Source organism: Erwinia sp. STN24 (assembly GCF_041320675.1).
In the GTDB taxonomy this organism is placed as follows: domain Bacteria; phylum Pseudomonadota; class Gammaproteobacteria; order Enterobacterales; family Enterobacteriaceae; genus Erwinia; species Erwinia aeris.
This window is the reverse complement of the sequence record NZ_JBGGPM010000001.1, coordinates 628473-652193: the sequence shown is the minus strand read 5'-3', so window position 1 is coordinate 652193 and position 23721 is coordinate 628473. Positions and strand designations below refer to the sequence as shown.

Genomic DNA, 23721 nt, shown 5'->3' with positions numbered 1-23721 from the left:
AAGACGGATTAGGCTGAATGTTATAAGAAAGTTACTGACTGGCGCTCAGCAGATCCCAGCTTTCGCGTGTCACCAGCGTGTCGGCGTCCAGCGAGCGACGACGGAAATCGCTGGGGCTGACGCCTACGCGCTTGCGAAACACGCGGGAAAAATAGAGCTGATCGTCATAGCCCACAATGCGCCCTACGGTGGCGATAGGCTCCTGAGTGGTCTGCAACAGCAGCCTGGCGCGAATGATGCGCTGATCCTCTCGCCAGCGCAGCAGATTGATGCCCATCTGCTCGCGGAACAGGTGCGCCAGCCGCGACGGCGACAGGCACACGTGATTGGCGACCTCGTCAATCTTCAGCTCGCCCGCCAGGTTGTTGGTCACGTACTGGCAGGCTTCGATGATACGCGGATCGCGGATCTGCTGATGGCTGCGCGGATCTTCCTCCACCGCGCGCAGCAGCAGCCTTTCCAGCAGGTTCATCGCCAGCTCTTCCGCAAAGCGTTTGCCGGAGGTGTGCGTCTGCTCAATGGTGGTAAACAGCCGTTCGAACTCGCCCCACAGCCGTTCGGGCAGCCGCAGCCTGCCGACGCCGCGCTTCTCATCCTGCCACACCAGCCAACTGCTCCAGTAGGCGCGCGGGCGGAAGTAGATCCAGCGATGGTGCCAGCAGTCGCTCTCCGGCGAGCGGCCGTAGTAGTGCGAGGTTTTAGGCTGAAACAGCAGCAGATCGCCCGGCTCGCACTCAAACGCCTCTTCGCCGCTGAAGACCTGGCCACGGCCCTTGATGGTCAGGTTGATGATATAGCCTTTCATCCCGGAGGGCCGATCGATAAAGAAGTCGAGCGGATCGCCCGCGCCGATTGGCGTCAGGCCCGCCACCAGCCAGGCGTTAAAGGGATAGCCGGGCAGCAGCGGATTGGATTGCGCCACCGGCGCCAGACGATGATACATAACGCCTCCTCAGGCCGTTTTGGCTTTTTGTTTGTAGCGGTCGAAAATCACTGCCGCCAGCAGGATCAGGCCGCGCACTACATACTGCGAGAACGGCGAGATATTCAGCAGGTTCATCGCGTTTTCCACCGTGCCCAGGATCAGCACGCCCGCCACCACGTAGGAGATTTTGCCGATGCCGCCTTTCAGCGAGACGCCGCCCAGCACGCAGGCGGAGATAACGATCAGCTCATAGCCCAGCGAGGTCATCGGCTGGCCGCTGGTCATCCGCGAGGCGAGGATAATGCCCGCCGCGGCGGAAACCAGCCCGGAAAGAATGAAAATGATGATACGCGTACGCACTACCGGTACGCCAGCCAGGCGAGCCGCTTCTTCATTGCCACCGATAGCCAGCGTGTTGCGGCCAAAGGTGGTTTTGTTCAGCAGAAAGCCAAAGACAATCAGCGTGCCGATGGTCAGCCAGACCGGTGCCGGAACGCCCAGCCAGCTGGCGTAGCCCAGCGCGAAGAAACGTTCGTCTTCAATGCCCACGGCCTTGCCGTCAGAGAAAATATAGGCCAGGCCGCGCACGATTTGCATCGTCGCCAGCGTGGTGATCAGCGCGTTGATTTTGAGTTTGGCGATCACGAAGCCGTTGACGAACCCGCAGAGCACGCCCAACAGCAGGCCCGCCGCAATGCCGATCCACAGGCTTTCCGTCATATTGATCACTACGGCGGCGGTGACGCCGGCGCAGGCAATCACCGAGGCGACCGAGAGATCGAAGTCGCCGGATGCCAGGCAGAATAACATGCCGCAGGCCACCATGCCGGACATCGACATCGCCAGGCCCAGCCCTTTCATATTGATCAACGTGCCGAAGTTGGGCACAAAGATCGTGCAGCCGATAAACAGCACGGCAAACACCACCAGCATCCCGAAATTATCCCAGATGCGGCTCAGATTGACGCGCTGCGTTGGCGGCGTGGCGGAAGAGGTAGTTAAAGACATGATTGACTCCTTAAGTCAGGCTACGCGCTGCGTGGTTTTCGGCATGGCAAGCGCCAGCGTCAGGGCTTCGGTGGCTTCCTGATGGCTCAGCTCGCCCGCGATGGCGCCCTCGCGCATCACGAGAATGCGATCGGCCAGCCCCATCACTTCCGGTAAATCGCTGGAGGCGAAGAGCACGGCGATGCCCTCTTCCGCCAGCGCGTAAATCAAACGGTAGATTTCATTTTTCGCGCCGACGTCGATGCCTCGCGTTGGCTCGTCCAGCAGGATCACCTTCATCTCTTCCGACAGCCAGCGCCCCAGGATTGCCTTCTGCTGGTTGCCGCCGGAAAGATTCATGATCAGCTGGTCGGCGCCGGGGGTTTTGATGTTCAGCGAGCGAATATGGCTGGCGGCGTTTTTGCTTTCCCACTGGTTGTCGATCAGGCAGCCTGCGGTGAGGTTATTGCGCCGCGCGCTGATATTGATGTTGTCGCGCACGGAATGCACCGCGATGATGCCGTCCGCCTTGCGATCCTCCGGACAGAGCAGGATCCCGGCGCGGATAGCGTCGGACGGCTCGCGAATGGTTAACGCTTTGCCGTCAAGCTGCACTTCGCCGCCGCTGATGCGCGTGCCGCCGAACAGCCCTTTCAGCAGTTCGCTGCGGCCCGCGCCCACCAGGCCAAACAGGCCGACGATTTCTCCCGCGCGCACCTCCAGCGAGATCGGCGTCCGCACGCCTTTGGCCTGCACGTTATCCAGCTTCAGGCGCACCTCGCCGGTTTTACGCGGCGCGTAGCCGTAAATATCGCCAATTTCGCGGCCAACCATTGCCTGCACCAGTTCATCATGGCTGGTGGCGCCGACATCCTGAAAGGTCCGCACGTAGCGGCCGTCTTTAAAGACGGTAATGGCATCGCTGAGCGCGAAGATTTCTTCCATGCGGTGCGAAACATACAGCACCACTTTGCCCTCGTCGCGCAGCTGGCGGATCACGCGGAACAGCTGCTCGATTTCACGGGCGGAGAGCGAGCTGGTCGGCTCGTCAAAAGCGATGACTTTGGCATTCCTCGCCAGCGCCTTGGCGATTTCCACCATCTGCCACTGGCCAAGCGACAGCGACTTCAGCGGCGTATCGGGATCGATATCCATCCCTAAGTTTTTTAGCTGTAATCCCGCCTCGTAGCGCAGCAGCGAGCGGTTAACAAAGCCCGCGCGCTGCGGCAGCTGGCCCAGATAGATGTTCTCCGCTACCGACATTTCCGGCACCAGGTGCAGTTCCTGATAGATAATCGCCACGCCCGCGTTCAGCGCGTCGAGCGTGTTGGCAAAATTAACCGGCTGGCCTTTCAGGCGGATTTCGCCGCTGGACGGCTGATAGCTGCCGCTCAGGATCTTCAGCAGCGTCGATTTGCCCGCGCCGTTTTCGCCCATCAGGGCGTGCACCTGGCCCGCCGCGCAGTCGAAGCTGATATCCGTCAGCGCCTTAACGCCGGGAAAGGTTTTGCCGATATTGTGAAAGCTCAGATACGGGGATGCCATGGTCATTCCTCGCTATAAGGTGCGCCGGGAGCCGCAGTGCGGCCCCCGTCCGATTACATCAGGCCTTTTTTAGCCAGCTCGGTTTTAAAGTTGTCGCGGGTGATCAGCACCACGTCGGTGACTTCGGTAAACTTCGGCGGCTCGGCGTCTTTGGTCACCCAGTCGTGGAGCATCTGAATGCTTTTATAACCGTGTACGTCCGGGCTTGGCAGCAGCGAACCGAAGAAACCGGTCGCCTTGCCTTTGGAGAGTTCGCTGATGGCGTCCACGCCGTTAATGCCGATGCCGATCACGTCCGGCGCCTTAAAGCCCTGGCCTTCGGTTGCGCGCACGCCGCCGAGGACGGTGTTGTCGTTCATGCCGACAATCAGCCAGTGTTTCACTTCCGGATGCTGCACCAGCAGCGAGTTGCCCGCGTCGAAAGCGCCGGGGATATCGTTGGATTTGGTCGGTACTTTATAAATCTGTGCTTCCGGGAAGCCTTCCGCCTTCAGCGCGTCCACTGACCCACTGGTGCGGCGACGTGCCGTATCCAGCTCGTCCGCCGTAATCGCCATGACGCCCGTTTCTTTCGCGTCCCAGCCGCGCTTTTTCATCTCCTTATAGAGTTCCTGCCCCTGACGCTCGCCAATTTTGGTTGCCGCCATCATCACCAGCGGCACCGTATCCATCGGTTTGCCTTTGGCTGTAACAAACTGATCGTCCACGGCAATCACTTTCAGATCGTAACTGCGGGCCTTCGCCACGATGGCGGAACCGAGTTTGGGATCGGGCGTGCAGATCACAAAGCCCTTCGCGCCGCTTGCGGCCAGGCTGTCGATAGCGTTCAGCGTTTTTTCACCATCGGGCACGGCGATTTTAATTACCTCAAAGCCTAAATCTTTGCCCGCCTTATCGGCGAACTTCCATTCGGTCTGAAACCAGGGTTCTTCCGGCTGCTTGACTAAAAAACCCAGCTTCATGGTGTCAGCGATAGCTGAATGTGACATAACGGCGGCGAGGCCAGCGATGGCTAACGCCTGAGTAAATTTGTGCATGAGGCTCTCCGGCTCAGTGCCCGCTTTTGGCGGTTTAATGTAAACGGTATCATTCGGTCCTGGCACGCTGTAACGCCAGCATATTCGGCATTAGCGCAGACGCCGATAAGCGCTAGTTGTAATGGTAAAGATGCGTAGAAAGGGAGAGCGCTATCACACCCTGAGCTTTTAGCTGTTTAATCCATATATTTAGCAAAATTAACACAAATCAAACATTTGAAGTCGGTCACAAAACGCTGCGCGACGACAGAAAAGTGCATATTTGCAGCGCCCTTTAGACTAACCGCCTGGCGCGCGATTTCTTAGGGTAGTCATATCGTATTCATTGACCGCCCGGAGAGAAAAATGCAGTTGGACGCCATCACAATCGGTCTGGACTTTGGCAGTGATTCCGTACGCGCGCTGGCAGTAGAGTGCGCAAGCGGCAAAGAGCTGCAAACCGGAGTCGTCGCCTATCCGCGCTGGCAGGCGGGTCTGTACAGCCAGAGCCGCATCAATCAGTTCCGTCATCATCCGCAGGACTATATCGACGCCTTTGAGCAGGCCATACGTGACGTTGTCACTAAATTAACGCCCGCTCAGCGCCAAAACATCGTGGGGATCGGCGTCGATTCCACCGGCTCCACGCCAGCGCCCATCGATCGCGACGGCAACGTTCTGGCGCTGCGTCCGGAATTCGCCGAAAACCCCAACGCCATGTTTGTGCTGTGGAAAGATCACACGGCCATTAAAGAAGCGGAAGAAATTACCGCGCTGTGCCACAGCGGGCGTTTCGAGGACTACGCTCGCTTTATTGGCGGCACCTACTCCTCAGAGTGGTTCTGGGCAAAAATCCTGCACGTCAGCCGTGAGGATAAAGCGGTGCGCGAGGCGGCGGTCGCCTGGGTGGAGCTGTGCGACTGGGTGCCCGCCCTGCTCAGCGGCACTACCGCGCCGGAAGCGATCCGCCGTGGACGCTGCGCCGCCGGGCATAAATCGCTGTGGCATCCTGCCTGGGGCGGCCTGCCGGGCGCGGATTTCTTTAACGCGCTGGATCCGCTGCTGACGGAGCATCTGGATACGCCGATGTTCAGCGAAACCTGGACGGCCGAACAGCCCGTTGGGCAGATTACGGCGGAATGGGCGACGCGGCTTGGCGTGCCGTCTGGCGTGATGATTTCCGGCGGCGAGTTCGACTGCCATATGGGCGCCGTTGGCGCGGGCGCCACGCCTTACACGCTGGTAAAAGTGATTGGCACCTCAACCTGCGACATCCTGATCGCCGATGTGGACCGCGTCGGTGAGCGCGCCATTGACGGCATCTGCGGCCAGGTTAACGGCAGCGTGGTGCCGAATATGATCGGCCTGGAAGCGGGCCAGTCGGCGTTTGGCGATATGTACGCCTGGTTCAGCCGCCTGCTCAGCTGGCCGCTAATTCAGGCCGCCGAAAAACACCCGCATCTTCAGGCGGAGCTGGCGGAGATACAGAAAAATCTGCTTAACGAATTAACTCAGGCCTGGGCTGCCGATCCACAGCTGGATCATCTGCCGGTGGTGCTGGACTGGTTTAACGGCCGCCGCACGCCTTTTGCCAATCAGCGCCTGAAAGGCGTCATTACCGATCTTAACCTGGGCACCGACGCGGCCACGCTGTTCGGCGGTTTTATCGCCGCCACCGCCTTTGGCGCACGCGCCATTATGGAATGTTTCGAGCGTCAGGATATTCCGGTAGAAAACATCCTGACCCTGGGCGGTATCGCCCGTAAATCCCCGGCCATTATGCAGGTCTGCTGCGATGTGATGAACCGACCGCTGGATATCGTCGCGTCGGACGAATGCTGTGCGCTGGGCGCGGCGATTTTTGCCGCCGTGGCCGCCGGCGTCTATCCCGACGTGCCTGCCGCCCAGCAGAAAATGGCCAGCCCAATTGCTACCACGCTGCAGCCCGACGCCAGCCGCGTCGATCGCTATCAGCAGCTTTATCAGCGTTACCTTCAATGGTGCGACGTGGCCGAACCCCTGTTCGCCCCGCGCCAGCTCAACAGTTAAGGAGAAAGTATGGCTCAGCTCAATGCGCTCAGCGTCTGGTTTGTTATCGGTACACAGCACCTTTACGGAAGTGAGACGCTGCGTCAGGTGGAGCATCATGCTCAGCAGGTGGTGGACGGGCTTAACCGCGACGGCAATCTGCCGTTTCGTCTTCAGCTCAAGCCGCTGGTGAAAAGCCCTGATGAGGCGCTGGCGCTCTGTCGCGAGGCGAACTATGCCGACGAGTGTTTAGGCATCATCACCTGGCTGCATACCTTTTCGCCCGCCAAAATGTGGATTGGCGGCCTGTCGGTGCTGAACAAGCCGCTGTTGCAGTTCCATACCCAGTTCAACGCGGAGATCCCGTGGGACAGCATGGATATGGACTTTATGAACCTGAACCAGACCGCGCACGGCGGCCGCGAGTTCGGCTTTATCGGCGCGCGGATGCGGTTGCCGCACAGCGTGATCACCGGCCACTGGCAGGATAAAACCGCCCAGGAGCGCATCGGCAAGTGGATGCGCGCCGCTGCCGCTAAGCAGGCCAGCTCGCAGCTTAAGGTCGCTCGCTTTGGCGACAATATGCGCGAAGTAGCGGTAACGGAAGGCGATAAGGTGGCGGCGCAGATCCAGTTCGGCTACTCGGTTAACGGCTGGGGCGTGGGCGACCTGGTGGAGGTGATTAACGGCGTCAGCGAGGGCGACGTCAACGCGCTGATCGATGAATACGAGAGCCTGTATGACTTTACGCCAGCGGCGGCAGCCAACGGCGAGAAGCGACAGAACGTGCTGGATGCGGCCCGCATCGAGCTGGGGATCAAAAGCTTTTTGCAGGCCGAAGGCTGCATGGCGTTCACCACCAACTTCCAGACCCTGCACGGCATGACCCAGCTGCCGGGCCTGGCGGTACAGCGACTGATGGGCCAGGGCTACGGTTTTGCCGGCGAAGGCGACTGGAAAACCGCCGCGCTGCTGCACATCTTTAAAGTGATGGCGACCGGTCTGCCGGGCGGCACCTCCTTTATGGAGGATTACACCTATCACTTCTCGCCGGGCAACGAGCTGGTGCTGGGTTCGCATATGCTGGAAGTCTGCCCTTCCATCGCCAAAGAAAGCCGTCCGCTGATTGACGTGCAGTATCTGGGCATTGGCGGCAAGGCCGATCCGGCGCGCATGATTTTCTCCACGCCAGCCGGACGCGCGGTAAACGCCAGCGTGATCGATATGGGCGACCGCTTCCGCCTGCTGGTGAACGTCGTCGACGCCGTGGAACAGCCCAAGCCGCTGCCGAAACTGCCGGTAGCCCGCGCCCTGTGGCGCGCACAGCCTTCGCTGGCAACGGCCTCGGAAACCTGGATCCTCGGCGGCGGCGCGCACCATACCGTGTTCAGCCAGGCGCTGACGGTGGAGGATATGCGTCAGTACGGCGAAATGCACGGTATCGAGGTGCTGGTGATTGACGAAGAAACCACGCTGCACGGCTTTAAGGACGCGCTGCGCTGGAACGAGGCGTACTATCGGCTGAATCAGCGTTAAGCCTGCCGATCTGGCAAGCATATAAAGCCCCAACGGAGACGTCGGGGCTTTTATTTTATCTGTCGCCGGACGGGCTCCCCGCCGCTATCGGGCTGGCTGCTGGAGCATTTGATGGATCAGCGCCTCCGTTTTTTCAAAAGAGGCGAACACCTGCTCGTCTGCTTTCTCTTTCTGATACTGGTCCGGCAGCACGCCGTCGTATTTGTCCCGGGGATTGTCACCACGCAGCCACTCCGCCGGAAAATCGGCCATTTTCTTTCCGCCTTCCCGATAACGGAACACCACGCCCTGACTGGTGCGCTCGTTGTAGGGAATAATACTGTTGCCCTGATGATCTTTCAGACCGTCAAACAGCTTTTTGCGCAGCGCGATTTTGGTTTCGATCATCGCTTTGGATTTATCGTCGATCAGATTGTGCTTCTCATGCGGATCTTTGGCGATATCGTACAGCTCCTCTTTATCCCAGATACCGTAGTACTGAATGTATTTATACTGCGGCGTGCGAATAGCAAAGGTAGTCGGCGTATAGGGAAAGTTGTATTCCCAGAAATATTCATAGACGAAGTAATCCTTACGCGGCGGCAAATCTTTACGGCCGGTACCCAGCCCGAGAAAGCTGCTGCCGTCGTAGTTCGCCGGTTTCGCAATGCCCGCCGCATCCAGCAGGGTCGGCGCGATATCAATGTTCGCCACCACATCCTCGACCACTTTGCCCTTAGCGAAACCGGGACCGGACGCTATCAGCGGCACGCGCATCGACTCCTCGTAGGCGGCGCGTTTATCGATCAGACCATGCTCGCCGAACATAAAGCCGTTATCGCCCATCACCATCACGATGGTGTTATCGGCCAGGCCGTTTTTCTTCAGCCACGCCTGCACGCGCCCCACGCTGTCGTCCACCGCCATCAGCGTTTCATAGTAGTCGCGCTGGAACTGCTGGAGATCCATTTTCCTGTCATAGGGATAGTCCACGCCGTGCCAGCTGTTACGCTGGTTTTTTACCCACATTGGCTTGCCGACGTAGTTTTCTTGCGTATCGGCCCACGTCTCCGGCAGCGGGAAAGTCACACTGGAAAGTTTGCCCTTATCGCGCACGGCGGGATAAAAATCGGCATGAACGCCCTTGTGCGACAGATAAACCGTAAAGGGTCTGGACTTGTCGGTATGGTCAAGCCAGTCCAGCGTATAGTCGGTCAGCTCGTCGGTAATGTAGCCTTTTTGCGGCGTGAGCTTACCGTCGATATTCAGCATCGCCGGTTCGCCGAACATATTGATGGGATAATAGTCGCCCTGGCCCAGCAGCCCTACCCAACGGTCAAATCCGGCAAAACCCGCTTTCGCCGTGCTGTCCGCGCCGCCGAAGTGCCATTTGCCAAAAAAGGCGGTCTGATAGCCGCTCTTTTGCAGCAGCTCCGGAAAATAGCGTAGCCGCGAAAGATCGGTCGGATTATTGTCCGCTACGCCATGGTTATGCGCGTACATCCCGGTAAGAATAGAAGCCCGGCTGGGCGAAGAGAGCGATGTGGTAACAAAAGCGTTTTTAAACCAGGTGCCGTTGTGGGCGATCTCATCCATATGCGGCGTCTTGATCAGCGGGTTAATAAAACCGAAGGCGTCGTAGCGCTGATCGTCCAGCAGGATATAAACGATATTGGGTTTTGCCGACGCGCCTGCCGCAGGCGGCGGGGCCGCCGTAGCGGGTTGATATAATACCGGGCAGCAGAGCGCCAGCGCGGTTAAGGTTGTTTTCTTCATAACTTTATCCTCCGTGACGGTAACCGGACGGCGACGACCTGCGCGCTCGTCCGTTTGGTTCAGGGGCGCAGCCCCTGGTAATATCGCCGGATGCTTTTTTGCAGCTGCGGCGCGCTTTTTCCCTGCTGCGCCAGCGAGAGTATCTGCTGCATCACCGGCAGCACGTGCCGGTAGTGCAACGCCAGCCCCGCGCAGAAATAGTTTTGCGGCCAGTCTCCTTCGGCATACAGAAAACGATGTTTGGGGCAGCCGCCATGGCAAAGCGATCTGGCGTCGCAGCGCAGGCAGGCCTGATTCAGCTGGGTCAGCTTGCGCTGGCCGAACGCGCGCTGCTTCTCGCCGTTCACCAGCGTGCGTAAATCATCATGGTTGATATTGCCCAGCCGGTGCTGCGGATAAACAAAATGGTCGCAGGAATAGATATCGCCCTGCGCCTCTACCACCAGATTACCGCCGCAGGTTTCGCTCTGTACGCAGATGCCGGGCTGGCCGACCAGCTTCGCCAGCGTCTGTTCAAAGTTCATCACAAAAATTGCGCCGATATCGTGCTGCGCCCAGTGGTCGAAAATCGCGTTAAGAAAGCGGCCGTAAGCCAGCGCGGGTACGGACCAGGGCGCGACCCGGCAGTCACCTTTGAAATCCGGCGTGACCAGCGTCAGGCCGCTGGCGTCTGGCTCGGACGCTCGTCGCTCCACCAGCGGAATAAACTGCATATAGCGGCTGCCTGCGCGGCGCAAAAAATGGTAAATCTCCTTTGGTCTGGCGACGTTATCGGCGTTGACTACCGTTAGCGTGTTAAAGTCGACATGGTGACGTTTCAGGCAGGCCAGCCCGGCCATCACCTCGTTAAAGGTGCCTTTGCCCGCACGCGAACGCCGGTAACGGTCGTGCGTGATGCTGTCGCCATCCAGCGAAAGCCCCACCAGAAAGCGGTGCCGTTTGAAAAAGCGCGCCCAGTCGTCGTTAAGATTGACGCCGTTGGTCTGGAAAAAATTATTGATTTGCCGGCCCTGAGCGTAACGCTGCTGAAGTTCGAGCGCTCGACGGTAGAAATCGATGCCCGCCAGCGTTGGTTCGCCGCCCTGCCAGATAAAGTCGACGACGGGCGCGTGCTGGGCTGCAATGGTCTGACGAATATAGTTTTCCAGCGTCGCGTCATCCATTTTTCTGTGCGCGGTATGCTGCGGATAAAGCTGGATTTTTTCCAGATAAAAGCAGTAATCACAGCGAAGATTGCAGGCCGCGCCGGCAGGCTTGGCCATGAGCTGAAAATTGATGCCGTTCTGCATACCCCCTCCTGGTGCGTTATCACGCGTGCTGCTGCGATGCCTTCCCTGACTAACAGGCGAAAAAAAACCTGAAAAAAAAGCGGAATATTTCACGCTCTTTTTTCAGGTTTCGCCCGCCCTGCGGTTACGCCCTGCCGTGGATGACACTAAGCCCGCGACGGCCGTTCCCACAACTGCCGACGGGGCATACTGTGATTACAATCACGATAAATCAGTGCGGTTTACCTCTTCGGCAAAAAATAGTCGAGTCAGCTCAGACGCTTCACCGGCGCATTCTGCTGGCGATCCCAGACTGCCGTCAGCAGCCTTTGCAGCGCGATAAAAGCGAACAGCAGGATGCCAATGGCGATTTTGGTCCACCATGAGCTGAGCGTACCGTCAAAGTTAATCCAGGTCTGGATTAACCCCTGGATCAGCACGCCAAAGAGCGTGCCGAGCACCGTGCCGACGCCGCCGGAGAGCAGCGTGCCGCCGATCACCACCGACGCGATGGCGTCCAGTTCTACGCCCATGCCCGCCAGCGCGTAACCGGCCGAGGTATAGATCGAAAACACGATGCCCGCCAGCGTCGCCAGCGCAGAAGAGAGCATATAGATACGTACGGTAGCGCTGCGCGTGCCGATGCCCATCAGGCGCGCGGAGGTGATATTACCGCCAATAGCATAGACTTCGTTGCCAAAGCGCGTACGGTGCGCCAGCAGGATCCCCGCCGCGACCACCACCAGCATAATCAGCGCCAGCAGGCTGAGCCGCCCGCCGCCGGGAATTTTCCAGGCCAGCGAAGAGAGCGTGCCGTACAGCGGATGATCGATGGGGATAGAGCTTTCCGACACCAGATAGCTGCTGCCGCGCAGAAAAAACATGCCAGCCAGCGTGATAATAAAAGCAGGCATTTTCAGCGCGTCGATCAGCCAGCCCATCAGCGCGCCGAATGCCGAGCCAAGCACCATCACCAGCGCAAACGCCAGCCAGGGATCGAGATGAAAATCGCCAATGGCCCGCGCCAGAAAAACGCCGGTAAAAGCGATCACCGCGCCCGGCGACAGATCGATGCCGCCGGAGAGGATCACAAAGGTCATGCCAACGGCAATAATCCCTAAAAAGGCGTTATCGGTCAGGATATTGGCGATCACGCGGGTGGAGGCGAAGCCGGGATACTGCGCCAGGCAGAACAGGTAGCCCGCCACAAACACCAGCAGCGTAATCATTAACGGCAAATAGCGTTTAATCACGGCGACCTCGCTTAAACAGTTGCAGAAAGGCGGGCGATTGCAGCAGCAGCACTGCCATCACCACCACGGCCTTGACCACCTGGTTCAGCTCCGGCGGAAAGCCGGAAAGCAGAATACCGGTATTCATGGCCTGAATAGTCAGCGCGCCCAGCAGCGACAGCAGCAGGTTAAACCGGCCGCCCAGCAGCGAAGCGCCGCCGATAACCACGGCGAGGATAGCGTCCAGCTCCAGCCACAGCCCGGCATTGTTGGCGTCCGCGCCGCGAATATCCGCCGCGACAATCAGCCCCGCCACGGCGGCACACAGTCCGCTGATGATATAGGTTGTCATCACCACCGCCCAGCCGTTGACCCCGGCGTTGCGCGCGGCGCGCAGGTTAATCCCCACCGCTTCGATAAACATGCCCAGCGCGGTTTTTCTTGCCAGCAGCCAGACCAGCAGGGCCACGACCAGGGTTATCCATACCGGCACCGGCAGCAGCAACAGCGTGCCGCTGCCCAGCTGCGCCAGCGAGTCGCTGTTAAAGGTGACGATTTGCCCCTGGGTAATCAGCTGGGCAACGCCGCGCCCGGCCACCATTAAAATCAGCGTCGCCACAAAAGGCTGGATTTTTAACAGCGCCACCAGCACGCCGTTCCACAAGCCGCACAGCAGCCCGCTGCCCAGCGAGGCGAGCACGATGACCGGCAGGCTGTGTCCGGAAACGGTCAGCGTGGCCGCCGTGGCACCGGCAATCGCCATCACCGCGCCTACCGACAGGTCGATGCCGCCGGTGGCAATCACTAGCGTCATGCCGATTGAAAGCAGCGCTACCGGCGCGGCCCGATTAAGAATATCAATCGGGCTGCCGAACAGCCGCCCATCCTGAAGATGCACGGCAAAGAAGTTGTTTGCCACCAGGCTGTCCGCCAGCAGCACCAGGATCAGCGCGGCGAGCTGCGGCATCCCCGGCGGAAGTTTCCGTCCCGAAGCGGTTTTTTTCATCAGCCTTGTCTCAAGCATGGGTTCCTCCGGCGGCTATCGCCTTAACCACAGCGGTGACGGAGAGATCCTCCAGCGGGATCTCCGCAACCTGTCGGCGATCCCGCAGGATAATCACCCTGTCCGCATAGCCGACCAGTTCCTCCAGTTCAGAAGAGATAACCAGCAGCGCTAGGCCATCCGCGCAAAGCGTTTCGATTAGCCGGATAATCTCCGCGTGCGCGCCAACGTCAATGCCGCGCGTCGGCTCGTCCAGGATCAGAAACTGCGGTTTGGTCACCAGCCAGCGGGAGAGCAGCACCTTTTGCTGATTGCCGCCGGACAGCAGCTCCACCGGCTGTTCGGCATGCGGCGTCCGAATGCCTAAGCTTTTGATATAGCGTTCGGCTATCTGCTGCTGCTCGCGCCTGGCGATAGGTCTGAGCCAGCCGCGCTGGGCCTGTAGCGCCAGAATGATATTTTCCCGCACGGAGGCCGCGCCGATAATGCCGTCGGTTTTGCGATCTTCGGGACAGAAGCCGATTCCCGCGCGCGAGGCTTGCGCGGGCGTGCGGATAGTGCGGGGTTTTCCCCTGATGAAGGCGCTGCCGCTGTCGGCGCTTTTAATGCCGAACAGCAGTTCTGCGGTTTCCGTGCGTCCGGAGCCCAGCAGACCGGCAAGGCCAACGGCCTCGCCGGGACGAACGCTAAGGCTGAAGGGCTCTATCGTCCCTTTCCTGCCGTAATCTTTGAACTCCACCACCGGCTGATGGCTTTTTAAGGTGCTGCCCGCGCGTTGAAGGGCGGTTTCCAGCAGTTCGCGCCCCAGCATCAGCTTAATCAGCTCGATTTGCGGCAGCGCGTGCGTTTCTCGCGTAGCAACAAACTGGCCGTTGCGCAACACGGTGATGCGATCGCAAATTTTGTATACCTGGTCCAGAAAATGGGTAACGAAAATCAACCCCATGCCGCGCGCGCGCAGCTGGTTCATCAGCGTAAACAGCATCGTCACTTCGCTGGCGTCCAGGCTGGCCGTTGGCTCATCCAGGATCAGCACCTGTGCGGAGAGATCGACCGCGCGGCAGATAGCGATAATCTGCTGCATCGCAACCGAATAGTGTCCAAGCGGGCGCGTCACGTCCAGCTCAAAGCCGTAATTGTGCAGCAGCGTTCGCGCCTCTTTATTCATGCGGCGGCGATCGATCATCCCCAGCCGACGCGGTTCGCGCCCGATAAACAGGTTGTCCGCGACCGACATGTTGGGCAACAGATTGACCTCCTGATAGACGGTACCTATCCCCGCCTGCTGGGCCTCCGCCGTGCTGCGCGGATCGATAGCCTGGCCCGCCAGCGTAACGGTGCCCGCATCGCGCCGGTAAACGCCGGTCAACACTTTAATCAGGGTGGATTTACCCGCGCCGTTCTCGCCCAGCAGCGCCATGATTTCACCGCCCTGTAGATCGAAAGAAACGCCTGCCAGCGCTTTGACGCCGGGAAAACTTTTACTCAGTCCGCTGATGCTGAGCAGCGGCAATGTTTGCGATGAGCTGGTCATGGCTGGCCTCGAAAGCAGCGCCGTCCGACGAGCGGACGGCAAAGGTGTCAGTAACCCATTCCTTTTTTCTTATCCAGCTGGGCCTGGGCGTCGGCTGGCAAAAAGAGCCTCGATTCGGTTTTGATAATTTTTGGCGGCTGGGCGCCGTTCTTGCGGAATTTCTCCAGCGCGTCGAATGCCGGGCCGGCCATATCAGGCGTCAGCTCGACGTTAGCGTTAGCCTCGCCTGCCAGCATCGCCTTGTAAATATCCGGCACGCCATCAATCGAGCCGGTCAGAATATCTTTGCCCGGCTTAAGGCCGGCTTCTTTAATGGCCTGAATGGCACCAATCGCCATATCGTCATTGTGGGCGTAAACCATGCAGATGTTCTTGCCGTTGTTTTCCGCTTTAATAAAGCTCTCCATGACTTCTTTACCTTTGCTGCGGGTAAAGTCTCCGGACTGCGAGCGCACAATTTTAATGCCGGGCGCGTTAGCAATGGCTTCGGCAAAGCCTTTTTTGCGATCTATCGCCACGCTGGCGCCGACGGTGCCCTGTAGCTCCACAACATTACAGGGTTTACCGGCCAGCTCTTTGACCAGCCAGTCGCCAATCAGCTTGCCTTCCAGCACGTTATCCGCCGTGACGACGGACATATAGAGCGATTTATCTTTTACCACGATAGCGCGATCCAGCAGGAACACGGGGATTTTGGCGTCTTTAGCTTCCTCAAGCACCGGTTCCCACCCTGTTTGTACCACGGGCGCGATAAAGATGGCGTCCACGCCCTGCGCGATAAACGAGCGCACCGCTTTGATTTGGTTCTCCTGCTTTTGCTGTCCGTCGGCAATTTTCAGCGTGATGCCGCGTTTTTGCGCTTCGCTTTTGGCCATGCTGGTTTCCGCCGCTCGCCAGCCCGATTCGGAGCCAACCTGAGAAAAGCCAACCGTTAGGTTTTCTGCCAGCGCGTTACCGCTCAGCGCCGCGCCAATCAGCGTGGTTAAAAGTAAACGTTTCCACATAGGTCTGTTCCTCTGACGGGGGTCATTATCCGGGTGTGATTGCCGCTTAAGGGTGGCTCAGCCAGAAAAAAACATTTACGACAATGCTCACAAAATTCAGCAATTAAGGCGGGGCAAAACGGCAGGGATTTTCAGTGAAGAAAGGAATATGGATAAAATATACGTCAAGGCGGAAAAGTCATTGTTAAATAAGTGTAATAAAGATAAGCGCTTATCCGTCTGCTTCATGAAAGCGATTACAAAGAGAAGCACCGTATCTGCCGACTTACGTTAATAGCCTGTAGCAAGAGCAAAACGTTATTTTGTGAGCAATACCACATCCCGTTGGATCCAGTTATTAACACTGATAACATTTATTAACAAGAGTCGGGCAAATGCTAATTAAAGTCGACAATCACGGCGGCAGGATGCGGAAATGCCTTACTCTTTATTCTGAATTTACTGTGAATATGCATTTTCTACTATAGACAGCCCCTTGCCTGGTCATATACTTAAAACTCCTCATTTCTTATCATAACGGCAACCATGACAGTTCAAGACTATCTGTTAAAATTTCGTAAAGTAAGCTCTCCGGATACCCTGGAGAAGCTGTTTGATCATCTCAACTATTCTCTGACCGATAATAAAGAGATTATGGATATGTATCGCGCCGCCGATCATCGTCGTGCTGAACTGGCTTCGGGTGGACGTCTGTTCGATCTCGGCTGCGTACCCAAATCCGTCTGGCATTATGTCGTTTAGGTTTTCCGTTCTGATCCTGTTACCTGCTCCAGTCTGCAGCTCTTCCCCCCGCGGGCGCGCTGTACCATCCTCAGCGTTTTTATAACCTGAACCTGTATCAAGGCGGGCTGCCGTTGCCGCTCGCCTGAGCAACGCCCGGTTTTTTTTATCTCTGACAGGCTACGTTGACGGTCGGCCTGCCACCTTCCGCTATACTGCACGCTTTAATCACGCTTTCTGGCGCATTCGGTGTCGAAAAAACAGGCGATAATTTAATCCTCCGTGCGGTCGTTGCTGCTCTACGGCGCGCTGATGTTGTTGTCCGGCCGCGAATGACCGATAATAAGCCGCTTTTATTTTTTCTCAGGCGTAAAAATGACCGACTACCTGCTTCTTTTTATTGGCACAGTGCTGGTGAATAACTTCGTCCTGGTGAAGTTTCTCGGCCTCTGTCCCTTTATGGGCGTTTCCAAAAAACTGGAAACGGCGATTGGCATGGGACTCGCCACGACTTTTGTGATCACCCTGGCCTCGATCTGCGCATGGCTGGTGAATCATCTGATCCTGCTGCCGCTGGATCTGGTTTATCTGCGCACCATGGCCTATATCCTGGTGATCGCGGTAGTGGTACAGTTCACCGAAATGGTGGTGCGTAAAACCAGCCCGGATCTCTACAGGCTGCTGGGCATTTTTCTGCCGCTGATTACCACTAACTGCGCGGTGCTTGGCGTGCCGCTGCTGAGCGTCAACCTGAACCATACCTTTTTACAGGCCGCGCTGTACGGCTTCAGCGCCTCGATCGGCTTTTCGCTGGTGATGGTGCTGTTTGCCGGTATCCGCGAGCGGCTGGTGCTGGCCGACGTGCCTGCGCCTTTTAAAGGCTCCTCTATCGCGCTGGTGACCGCAGGTCTGATGGCGCTGGCATTTATGGGCTTTAGCGGTCTGGTGAAATTCTGATGAGTGCAGTATGGATTGCGGTGGCGGTATTAAGCGTGCTGGGCCTGATTTTCGGCGGCCTGCTGGGCTATGCCTCGCGCCGATTTAAAGTTGAAGAAGATCCTATCGTCGAGCAGATCGACGCTATTTTGCCGCAAAGCCAGTGCGGACAGTGCGGCTATCCCGGCTGTCGCCCCTATGCGGATGCGGTAGGCAACAACGGCGAACAGATCAACAAGTGCGCGCCCGGCGGCGAACAGACCATGCTCAAGCTGGCCGCGCTGCTGAACGTCGAGCCACAGCCGCTGGGCGACGAAGCGGCGCGGGAACCCGAGCGCAAAGTCGCGTGGATTGACGAAGCAAACTGTATCGGCTGCACCAAATGCATCCAGGCCTGCCCTGTCGATGCCATCGTCGGCGCCACGCGCGCCATGCATACCGTGCTGAGCGATGTCTGCACGGGCTGCGATCTCTGCGTCGCGCCCTGCCCGACTGACTGCATCGAGATGCGTCCGGTCGCCACCACAACGGCAAACTGGAAGTGGGATCTGCAAACTATCCCGGTCAAAGTCATTTCTGTGGAAAGCCATGCGTAACCTGTTCAAGCTGTTTAAAAAAGAGAAGCTGTGGGATTTTCAGGGCGGTATTCATCCGCCAGAAATGAAAACCCAGTCCAGCCGCACACCGCTGCGCCAGCTGCTGCTGCCTTCCCACTTTATTATTCCTCTTAAGCAGCATATCGGCCACGAGGGCGAAATGCTGGTGAAGCCGGGTGATAAAGTGCTGCGCGGTCAGCCGTTGACGTTTGGCCGTGGTCGGATGCTGCCGGTACACGCGCCGACTTCGGGCACCGTGGACGATATTGCGCCTCATATGACGGCGCACCCTTCCGCGCTGGCGGAAATGTGCATTTTTATCACGCCGGACGGCGAAGATCGCTGGATTGAAAAAAATCCACTGGCCGACTATCGCCAGCATGAGCGCGCGGCGATAGTCGAGCGTATTCATCAGGCCGGCGTGGCCGGGCTTGGCGGCGCGGGCTTTCCTACCGCTACCAAGCTGAGAGGCGGGCTGCGCGGCGTAAAAACGTTGATTATCAATGCGGCCGAGTGCGAACCCTACATCACCGCCGATGACCGTCTGATGCAGGACTGCGCGGACGAGGTCATCGAAGGCAGCCGCATCCTGGGCTGGGTCTTGCAGGCCGAGCGCGTGCTGATCGGCATCGAAGACAATAAGCCGGAAGCGATCGCCGCGCTGAAAAAAGCGCTGGGCGGCGCGACGGATATGCAGATCCGGGTTATCCCGACCAAATATCCTTCCGGTGGCGCTAAGCAGCTCACTAAAATTCTGACCGGGCTGGAGGTGCCGCACGGCGGCCGCTCCACCGATATCGGCGTGCTGATGCAGAACGTCGGCACCGCCTGGGCGGTTAAACGCGCCATTATCGACGGCGAACCGCTAACCGAGCGCGTAGTGACCCTGACCGGTGAAGCAGTTAAGCGCCCAGGCAACGTCTGGGGACGCATCGGCACGCCCATCAGTCATCTGTTACAGCAGGCCGACTTTACGCCAGGCCCCGGCCAGATGGTGGTGATGGGCGGCCCGCTGATGGGCTTTACGCTGCCGACGCTGGACGTGCCGGTGGTGAAAATCACCAACTGCATCCTGGCCCCTTCCGCCAGCGAGATGGGCGATAGCGAAGAGGAAAAATCCTGCATTCGCTGTAGCGCCTGTGCGGACGCCTGCCCGGCGGCCCTGCTGCCGCAGCAGCTTTACTGGTACAGCCGGGGCGGCGACCACGATAAGGCGCGCGAGCACAATATTGACGACTGCATTGAGTGCGGCGCCTGCGCCTATGTCTGCCCCAGCAATATTCCGCTGGTGCAGTATTACCGCCAGGAAAAAGCGGAGATCCGCGCTATCGATCTGGAAGCGGAGCGCACCGCGCAGGCAAAAGCGCGCTTTGAAGCACGCCAGGCCCGTCTGGAACGTGAAAAGCTGGCGCGTGAAAACCGTCATCAGCAGGCAAAACGCACCGTTAGCCAGCGGGATCGCGGCGAGGTCGAAGCGGCGCTGGAGCGGGTGAAAGCGAAGCAGACGACAACCAGCGAAGACGCATTGGCTGCGGAAACTGCGGCGGCCGTAGCGCAGCGTGAAGCGCGGAAAGCGCAGGCGCGCGCGCAGCAGGCTGAAAAGCAGTCCGAGACCGAGCCGGCAACGCGTCAGGCAGGCGATCCGCGTAAGGCAGCGGTCGAAGCGGCTATCGCGCGTGCCAAAGCGAAAAAAGCGACGACGGAAGGCGAAGCGGCAGCCCAGGCGCAACCCGTTCAGGCAGCCGCCGCACCGGTCGATCCGCGCAAGGCAGCGGTTGAGGCGGCAGTTGCTCGCGCCAAAGCGAAGAAAGCGGCGGCCGCGAAAGCGTCTGCTGACGACGCCGTGCAGACGACCGAAAGCCAGCCCGTGCAGGCAGCTGAACAGCAATCCGTACAGGTAAGCGAACAGCCGGAAGCCGCACAGGTCGATCCGCGCAAGGCAGCCGTTGAGGCCGCAATTGCCCGCGCCAAAGCGAAGAAAGCGGCGGCCGCGAAAGCAGCCGCTGCGGACGATATCGAGCAGAGAGTCGAAGAGCAGCAGGCGGCCACAACGGCGGAACAGGTCGCGCAGGCGACGACTATCCCTTCGTCAGAACATGACGATCCCCGCAAAGCGGCAGTGGCGGCGGCCATCGCTCGCGTTAAAGCGCGTAAGGCGCAGCATTCTACGCAAGAGGATTAAATGGCTTTTCGCATCGCTAGTTCGCCTTACACCCATAATCGCCGCAGCACCAGCACCATTATGCTGCTGGTGCTGGTGGCTACCCTGCCCGGCATCGCGGCTCAGTGCTGGTTTTTCGGCTGGGGCACCCTCATTCAAATCGCGATTGCCGCGGCGGCGGGCATCGGTGCCGAAGCCGCCATTCTTAAGCTGCGCAAGCAGCCGTTAGGCAAAACGCTGGGCGATAATTCCGCACTGCTGACCGCGCTGCTGCTGGCGATCAGTATTCCGCCGCTGGCGCCGTGGTGGGTGATAATTATCGGCACCCTCTTCGCCGTGGTGATCTCCAAACAGCTGTATGGCGGCCTGGGACAGAATCCTTTCAACCCCGCCATGGTGGGCTATGTGGTGCTGCTGATCTCCTTTCCGGTGCAGATGACCAGCTGGCTACCGCCGGACGCTTTGCAGTCGGTCACGCCCACCTTTTGGGACACGCTGCAGATGATTTTTCACGGGTCGACGCTTGATGGCCACACTATGCAGCAGCTGCAAATCGGCGTAGACGGCGTCAGCCAGGCGACGCCGCTGGATACCTTTAAAACCGGCCTGCGCGCCGGACACAGCGCGGAGCAGCTGCATGCCCTGCCCATTTACAGCGGCGTTATTGCCGGCCTGGGCTGGCAGTGGGTAAATATCGGCTATCTGGTCGGCGGTCTGTTTCTGCTGCTCACCAACAGCATTCGCTGGCATATCCCGGCCAGTATGCTGCTGTCGCTGGCGCTCTTCTCCACCCTCGGCTGGTTCTTTTCGCCTGAAAGCCTGGTATCGCCTGCGATCCACCTTTTCTCCGGTGCAACCATGCTCGGCGCCTTTTTTATCGCCACCGACCCGGTCACGGCCTCGACCACCAATAAAGGCCGCCTGCTTTACGGCGTGCTGATTGGCCTGCTGGTGTGGCTTATCCGCAGCTTTGGCGGCTATCCTGACGGCGTGGCGTTTGCCGTGCTGCTGGCGAATATCACCGTGCCGCTGATCGACTATTACACGCAGCCGCGCGTTTACGGCCATCGTAAGGAAAAGTAATGCTGGATGCGATTCGTAAAAATGGCGTGACGCTGGCGCTGTTCGCCGCTGTCACTACCGGTCTGACCGCAGTGATCAACAGCGTGACCAAACCGACTATTGACCACCAGACCACGCTACAGCAAAAAAGCCTGCTGGATCAGGTGGTGCCGCCGGAGCTGTATAATAATCCGATTCAGCAGGAGTGTTACAGCGTCACTAATCCGGCGCTGGGCAGCGGTGTACACCGCCTGTACCTGGCGCGCAAAGATGACCGGCCGGTGGCGGCAGCGGTTGAGACTACCGCGCCCGACGGTTATTCTGGTGCCATTCAGATGCTGGTCGGCGCGGACTTCAACGGAAAAGTACTGGGCGTGCGCGTGGTGGAACACCATGAAACGCCGGGCCTGGGGGATAAAATAGAGCTGCGCATCTCTAACTGGATTGAAAGCTTCAGCGGCGTCAGGCTGAGTGGTAAAGATGATAAGCATTTTGCGGTGAAAAAAGACGGCGGCGATTTCGATCAGTTTACCGGCGCCACCATCACACCGCGCGCGGTAGTGAATGCGACAAAACGCACTACGCTATTTGTTGAAACGTTGCCGGGGCAGCTTGCCTCGCTGCCAACCTGTGGAGACTCCAATGAGTGAAGCCAAAACCCTGCTGATCGGCGGGCTGTGGAAAAATAACTCGGCGCTGGTTCAGCTGCTGGGCCTGTGTCCGCTGCTGGCGGTCACCTCTACCGCCACCAATGCGCTGGGCCTCGGCCTGGCCACCACGCTGGTGCTGACCTGCACCAACAGCGCGATTTCCGCCTCGCGCCGCTGGGTGCCGTCCGATATCCGTATTCCGATTTACGTGATGATTATCGCTGCCGTGGTGAGCTGCGTGCAGATGCTGATCAACGCCTATGCCTACGGGCTTTATCAGTCGTTAGGCATCTTTATTCCGCTGATCGTCACCAACTGTATCGTGGTGGGCCGCGCCGAAGCGGTCGCCTCGCGCAGCAGCGTGCCGCTGGCCGCGCTGGACGGCATGGCCATTGGCCTGGGCGCCACCAGCGTGATGTTCGTGCTGGGCTCGCTGCGTGAAATCATCGGTAACGGCACCATTTTCAACGGCGCCGATCAGCTGCTTGGCCCGTGGGCGAAAGTGCTGCGCGTGCAGGTTGTGCATTTTGATTCGCCAATGCTGCTGGCGATGCTGCCGCCGGGCGCGTTTATCGGCCTGGGGATGCTGCTGGCCGCGAAATACCTGATTGATAACAAGATGAAGGCCCGTGCGGCCCGCAGGGCGGCAGAAGCCAGCCTGCCGAAAGGAGCACCGAGCACGCTGTGAACAAGGATAAACGTCAGCAAATTTTAGTGCGGCTGCGTGATAACAATCCGCATCCCACTACGGAACTGGTTTTCACTACGCCTTTTGAACTGCTGATCGCCGTGCTGCTCTCGGCGCAGGCCACCGACGTCAGCGTTAACAAGGCGACCGCAAAGCTCTATCCGGTTGCCAATACGCCCGCCGCCATGCTGGAGCTGGGCGTCGACGGCGTCAAAGCCTATATCAAGACCATCGGCCTGTTTAACAGCAAGGCGGAGAACGTCATTAAAACCTGCCGTATTTTGCTGGAGCAGCACGGCGGCGAAGTGCCGGAAAGCCGCGAGGCGCTGGAAGCGCTGCCGGGCGTGGGCCGCAAAACGGCGAACGTGGTGCTGAATACCGCTTTCGGCTGGCCGACCATTGCCGTGGATACCCATATCTTTCGCGTCTGCAACCGCACGAAATTCGCGCCGGGGAAGAACGTTGAGCAGGTAGAAGAAAAGCTGCTAAAAGTGGTGCCAAAAGAGTTCAAAGTAGACTGTCACCACTGGCTGATCCTGCACGGCCGCTACACCTGCATTGCCCGCAAACCGCGCTGCGGCTCCTGCCTGATTGAGGATCTTTGCGAGTACGGCGAGAAAACCGATATCTGATCCTTTTGCCGGATAAAATACCCGGCAATTTACTGAGATTAAGGAGAAAAAGGTATGCTGTTTAAAGTGGAAATGACCATTGCTATCCCCGACTCGCTGCCGGCCGAGCGCGTTACGGAAATCAAAGCGCAGGAAAAAGCCTATGCGCAACAGCTGCAGCGCTCCGGTAAATGGCGTCACGTCTGGCGTGTGGCCGGCCAGTTCAAAAACGTCAGCATTTTCGATGTGGAAAGCCATGACGAGCTGCACGAGCTGCTTACCGGCCTGCCGCTCTACCCTTATATGACCATGGCTATTGAGCCGCTGTGCCGCCATCCGTCCTCCATTCGGGATGACGACAGCTAATCATCCCGCGTCGTCAGGGAAGACGACCGCCAACGCCCCGCTCATAATCCCCTGGCGCCTGTCAGCCAGCACGACCGCAAACGTCCTACATAACCAGG

General features: G+C 58.7%; 21 protein-coding genes. 11 read left to right on the top strand and 10 right to left on the bottom strand.

What is annotated here, in order from left to right:
- Positions 1–31: 31 nt before the first annotated feature.
- Genes araC through ACA373_RS03110 form a run of 4 tightly spaced genes read right to left on the bottom strand, consistent with a single transcriptional unit; the run spans position 32 to position 4494 of the window.
- The gene (gene araC / locus ACA373_RS03125) at positions 32–943 is read right to left on the bottom strand and encodes an arabinose operon transcriptional regulator AraC (RefSeq protein ID WP_125290101.1); all 912 of its coding nucleotides are present in this window, start codon (positions 941–943) and stop codon (positions 32–34) included.
- A gap of 9 nt (positions 944–952) precedes the next feature.
- Complete coding sequence (gene araH / locus ACA373_RS03120) at positions 953–1933, bottom strand: L-arabinose ABC transporter permease AraH (RefSeq protein ID WP_253454351.1); 981 nt, start codon at positions 1931–1933, stop codon at positions 953–955.
- A gap of 15 nt (positions 1934–1948) precedes the next feature.
- Positions 1949–3463, bottom strand: a complete 1515-nt coding sequence (gene araG, locus ACA373_RS03115; RefSeq protein ID WP_125290103.1) for an L-arabinose ABC transporter ATP-binding protein AraG — start codon at positions 3461–3463, stop codon at positions 1949–1951.
- Positions 3464–3510: 47 nt separating this feature from the next.
- The gene (locus ACA373_RS03110; protein ID WP_125290104.1) at positions 3511–4494 is read right to left on the bottom strand and encodes an arabinose ABC transporter substrate-binding protein; all 984 of its coding nucleotides are present in this window, start codon (positions 4492–4494) and stop codon (positions 3511–3513) included.
- 345 nt (positions 4495–4839) lie between these two features.
- Between ACA373_RS03110 and ACA373_RS03105 the strand changes: the two genes are divergently transcribed.
- Both ACA373_RS03105 and araA read left to right on the top strand, forming a co-directional pair.
- Positions 4840–6522, top strand: a complete 1683-nt coding sequence (locus ACA373_RS03105) for a ribulokinase (protein ID WP_301250962.1) — start codon at positions 4840–4842, stop codon at positions 6520–6522.
- A gap of 9 nt (positions 6523–6531) precedes the next feature.
- Positions 6532–8037, top strand: coding sequence for an L-arabinose isomerase (araA, locus tag ACA373_RS03100; protein ID WP_370733994.1), 1506 nt, complete (start codon positions 6532–6534; stop codon positions 8035–8037).
- Between the two features lie 84 nt (positions 8038–8121).
- On the opposite strand, the gene ACA373_RS03095 is transcribed toward araA, so the two are convergent.
- The 6 genes from ACA373_RS03095 to ytfQ all read right to left on the bottom strand — a co-directional run bounded on the left by ACA373_RS03095 (position 8122) and on the right by ytfQ (position 15833).
- Positions 8122–9792 (bottom strand): sulfatase, encoded by a 1671-nt coding sequence (locus ACA373_RS03095; RefSeq protein WP_370733993.1) that lies wholly within the window; start codon positions 9790–9792, stop codon positions 8122–8124.
- Between the two features lie 59 nt (positions 9793–9851).
- A complete protein-coding gene (locus ACA373_RS03090) occupies positions 9852–11081 on the bottom strand; it encodes an anaerobic sulfatase maturase (protein ID WP_370733992.1) in 1230 nt (409 codons plus the stop codon).
- A gap of 248 nt (positions 11082–11329) precedes the next feature.
- A complete protein-coding gene (yjfF, locus tag ACA373_RS03085) occupies positions 11330–12313 on the bottom strand; it encodes a galactofuranose ABC transporter, permease protein YjfF (RefSeq protein ID WP_253454356.1) in 984 nt (327 codons plus the stop codon).
- Complete coding sequence (ytfT, locus tag ACA373_RS03080; protein ID WP_253454357.1) at positions 12306–13316, bottom strand: galactofuranose ABC transporter, ATP-binding protein YtfT; 1011 nt, start codon at positions 13314–13316, stop codon at positions 12306–12308. The genes yjfF and ytfT overlap by 8 nt, the downstream gene beginning before the upstream one ends.
- Positions 13309–14829 carry a galactofuranose ABC transporter, ATP-binding protein YtfR gene (gene ytfR / locus ACA373_RS03075; protein WP_370733991.1) on the bottom strand — a complete coding sequence of 507 codons (1521 nt, stop codon included), beginning with the start codon at positions 14827–14829 and terminating at the stop codon, positions 13309–13311. The genes ytfT and ytfR overlap by 8 nt, the downstream gene beginning before the upstream one ends.
- Positions 14830–14876: 47 nt before the next feature.
- A complete protein-coding gene (gene ytfQ / locus ACA373_RS03070) occupies positions 14877–15833 on the bottom strand; it encodes a galactofuranose ABC transporter, galactofuranose-binding protein YtfQ (protein ID WP_253454359.1) in 957 nt (318 codons plus the stop codon).
- Between the two features lie 525 nt (positions 15834–16358).
- Between ytfQ and ydgT the strand changes: the two genes are divergently transcribed.
- The 9 genes from ydgT to catC all read left to right on the top strand — a co-directional run bounded on the left by ydgT (position 16359) and on the right by catC (position 23623).
- Complete coding sequence (gene ydgT / locus ACA373_RS03065) at positions 16359–16574, top strand: transcription modulator YdgT (protein WP_125290112.1); 216 nt, start codon at positions 16359–16361, stop codon at positions 16572–16574.
- A gap of 354 nt (positions 16575–16928) precedes the next feature.
- A complete protein-coding gene (rsxA, locus tag ACA373_RS03060) occupies positions 16929–17510 on the top strand; it encodes an electron transport complex subunit RsxA (RefSeq protein ID WP_034914646.1) in 582 nt (193 codons plus the stop codon).
- Positions 17510–18085: an electron transport complex subunit RsxB gene (gene rsxB, locus ACA373_RS03055; RefSeq protein ID WP_125290113.1), complete on the top strand. Its 576-nt coding sequence runs from the start codon at positions 17510–17512 to the stop codon at positions 18083–18085. The genes rsxA and rsxB overlap by 1 nt, the downstream gene beginning before the upstream one ends.
- The gene (rsxC, locus tag ACA373_RS03050; RefSeq protein WP_370733990.1) at positions 18078–20267 is read left to right on the top strand and encodes an electron transport complex subunit RsxC; all 2190 of its coding nucleotides are present in this window, start codon (positions 18078–18080) and stop codon (positions 20265–20267) included. Before rsxB ends, rsxC begins: the two co-directional genes overlap by 8 nt.
- The gene (gene rsxD, locus ACA373_RS03045) at positions 20268–21329 is read left to right on the top strand and encodes an electron transport complex subunit RsxD (protein WP_253454361.1); all 1062 of its coding nucleotides are present in this window, start codon (positions 20268–20270) and stop codon (positions 21327–21329) included.
- A complete protein-coding gene (gene rsxG, locus ACA373_RS03040) occupies positions 21329–21958 on the top strand; it encodes an electron transport complex subunit RsxG (RefSeq protein WP_301253434.1) in 630 nt (209 codons plus the stop codon). The genes rsxD and rsxG overlap by 1 nt, the downstream gene beginning before the upstream one ends.
- A complete protein-coding gene (locus ACA373_RS03035) occupies positions 21951–22646 on the top strand; it encodes an electron transport complex subunit E (protein WP_253454363.1) in 696 nt (231 codons plus the stop codon). Before rsxG ends, ACA373_RS03035 begins: the two co-directional genes overlap by 8 nt.
- Positions 22643–23278, top strand: a complete 636-nt coding sequence (nth, locus tag ACA373_RS03030) for an endonuclease III (RefSeq protein ID WP_253454364.1) — start codon at positions 22643–22645, stop codon at positions 23276–23278. The genes ACA373_RS03035 and nth overlap by 4 nt, the downstream gene beginning before the upstream one ends.
- Before the next feature lie 54 nt (positions 23279–23332).
- Positions 23333–23623 (top strand): muconolactone Delta-isomerase, encoded by a 291-nt coding sequence (catC, locus tag ACA373_RS03025; RefSeq protein WP_253454365.1) that lies wholly within the window; start codon positions 23333–23335, stop codon positions 23621–23623.
- Positions 23624–23721 lie beyond the last annotated feature (98 nt).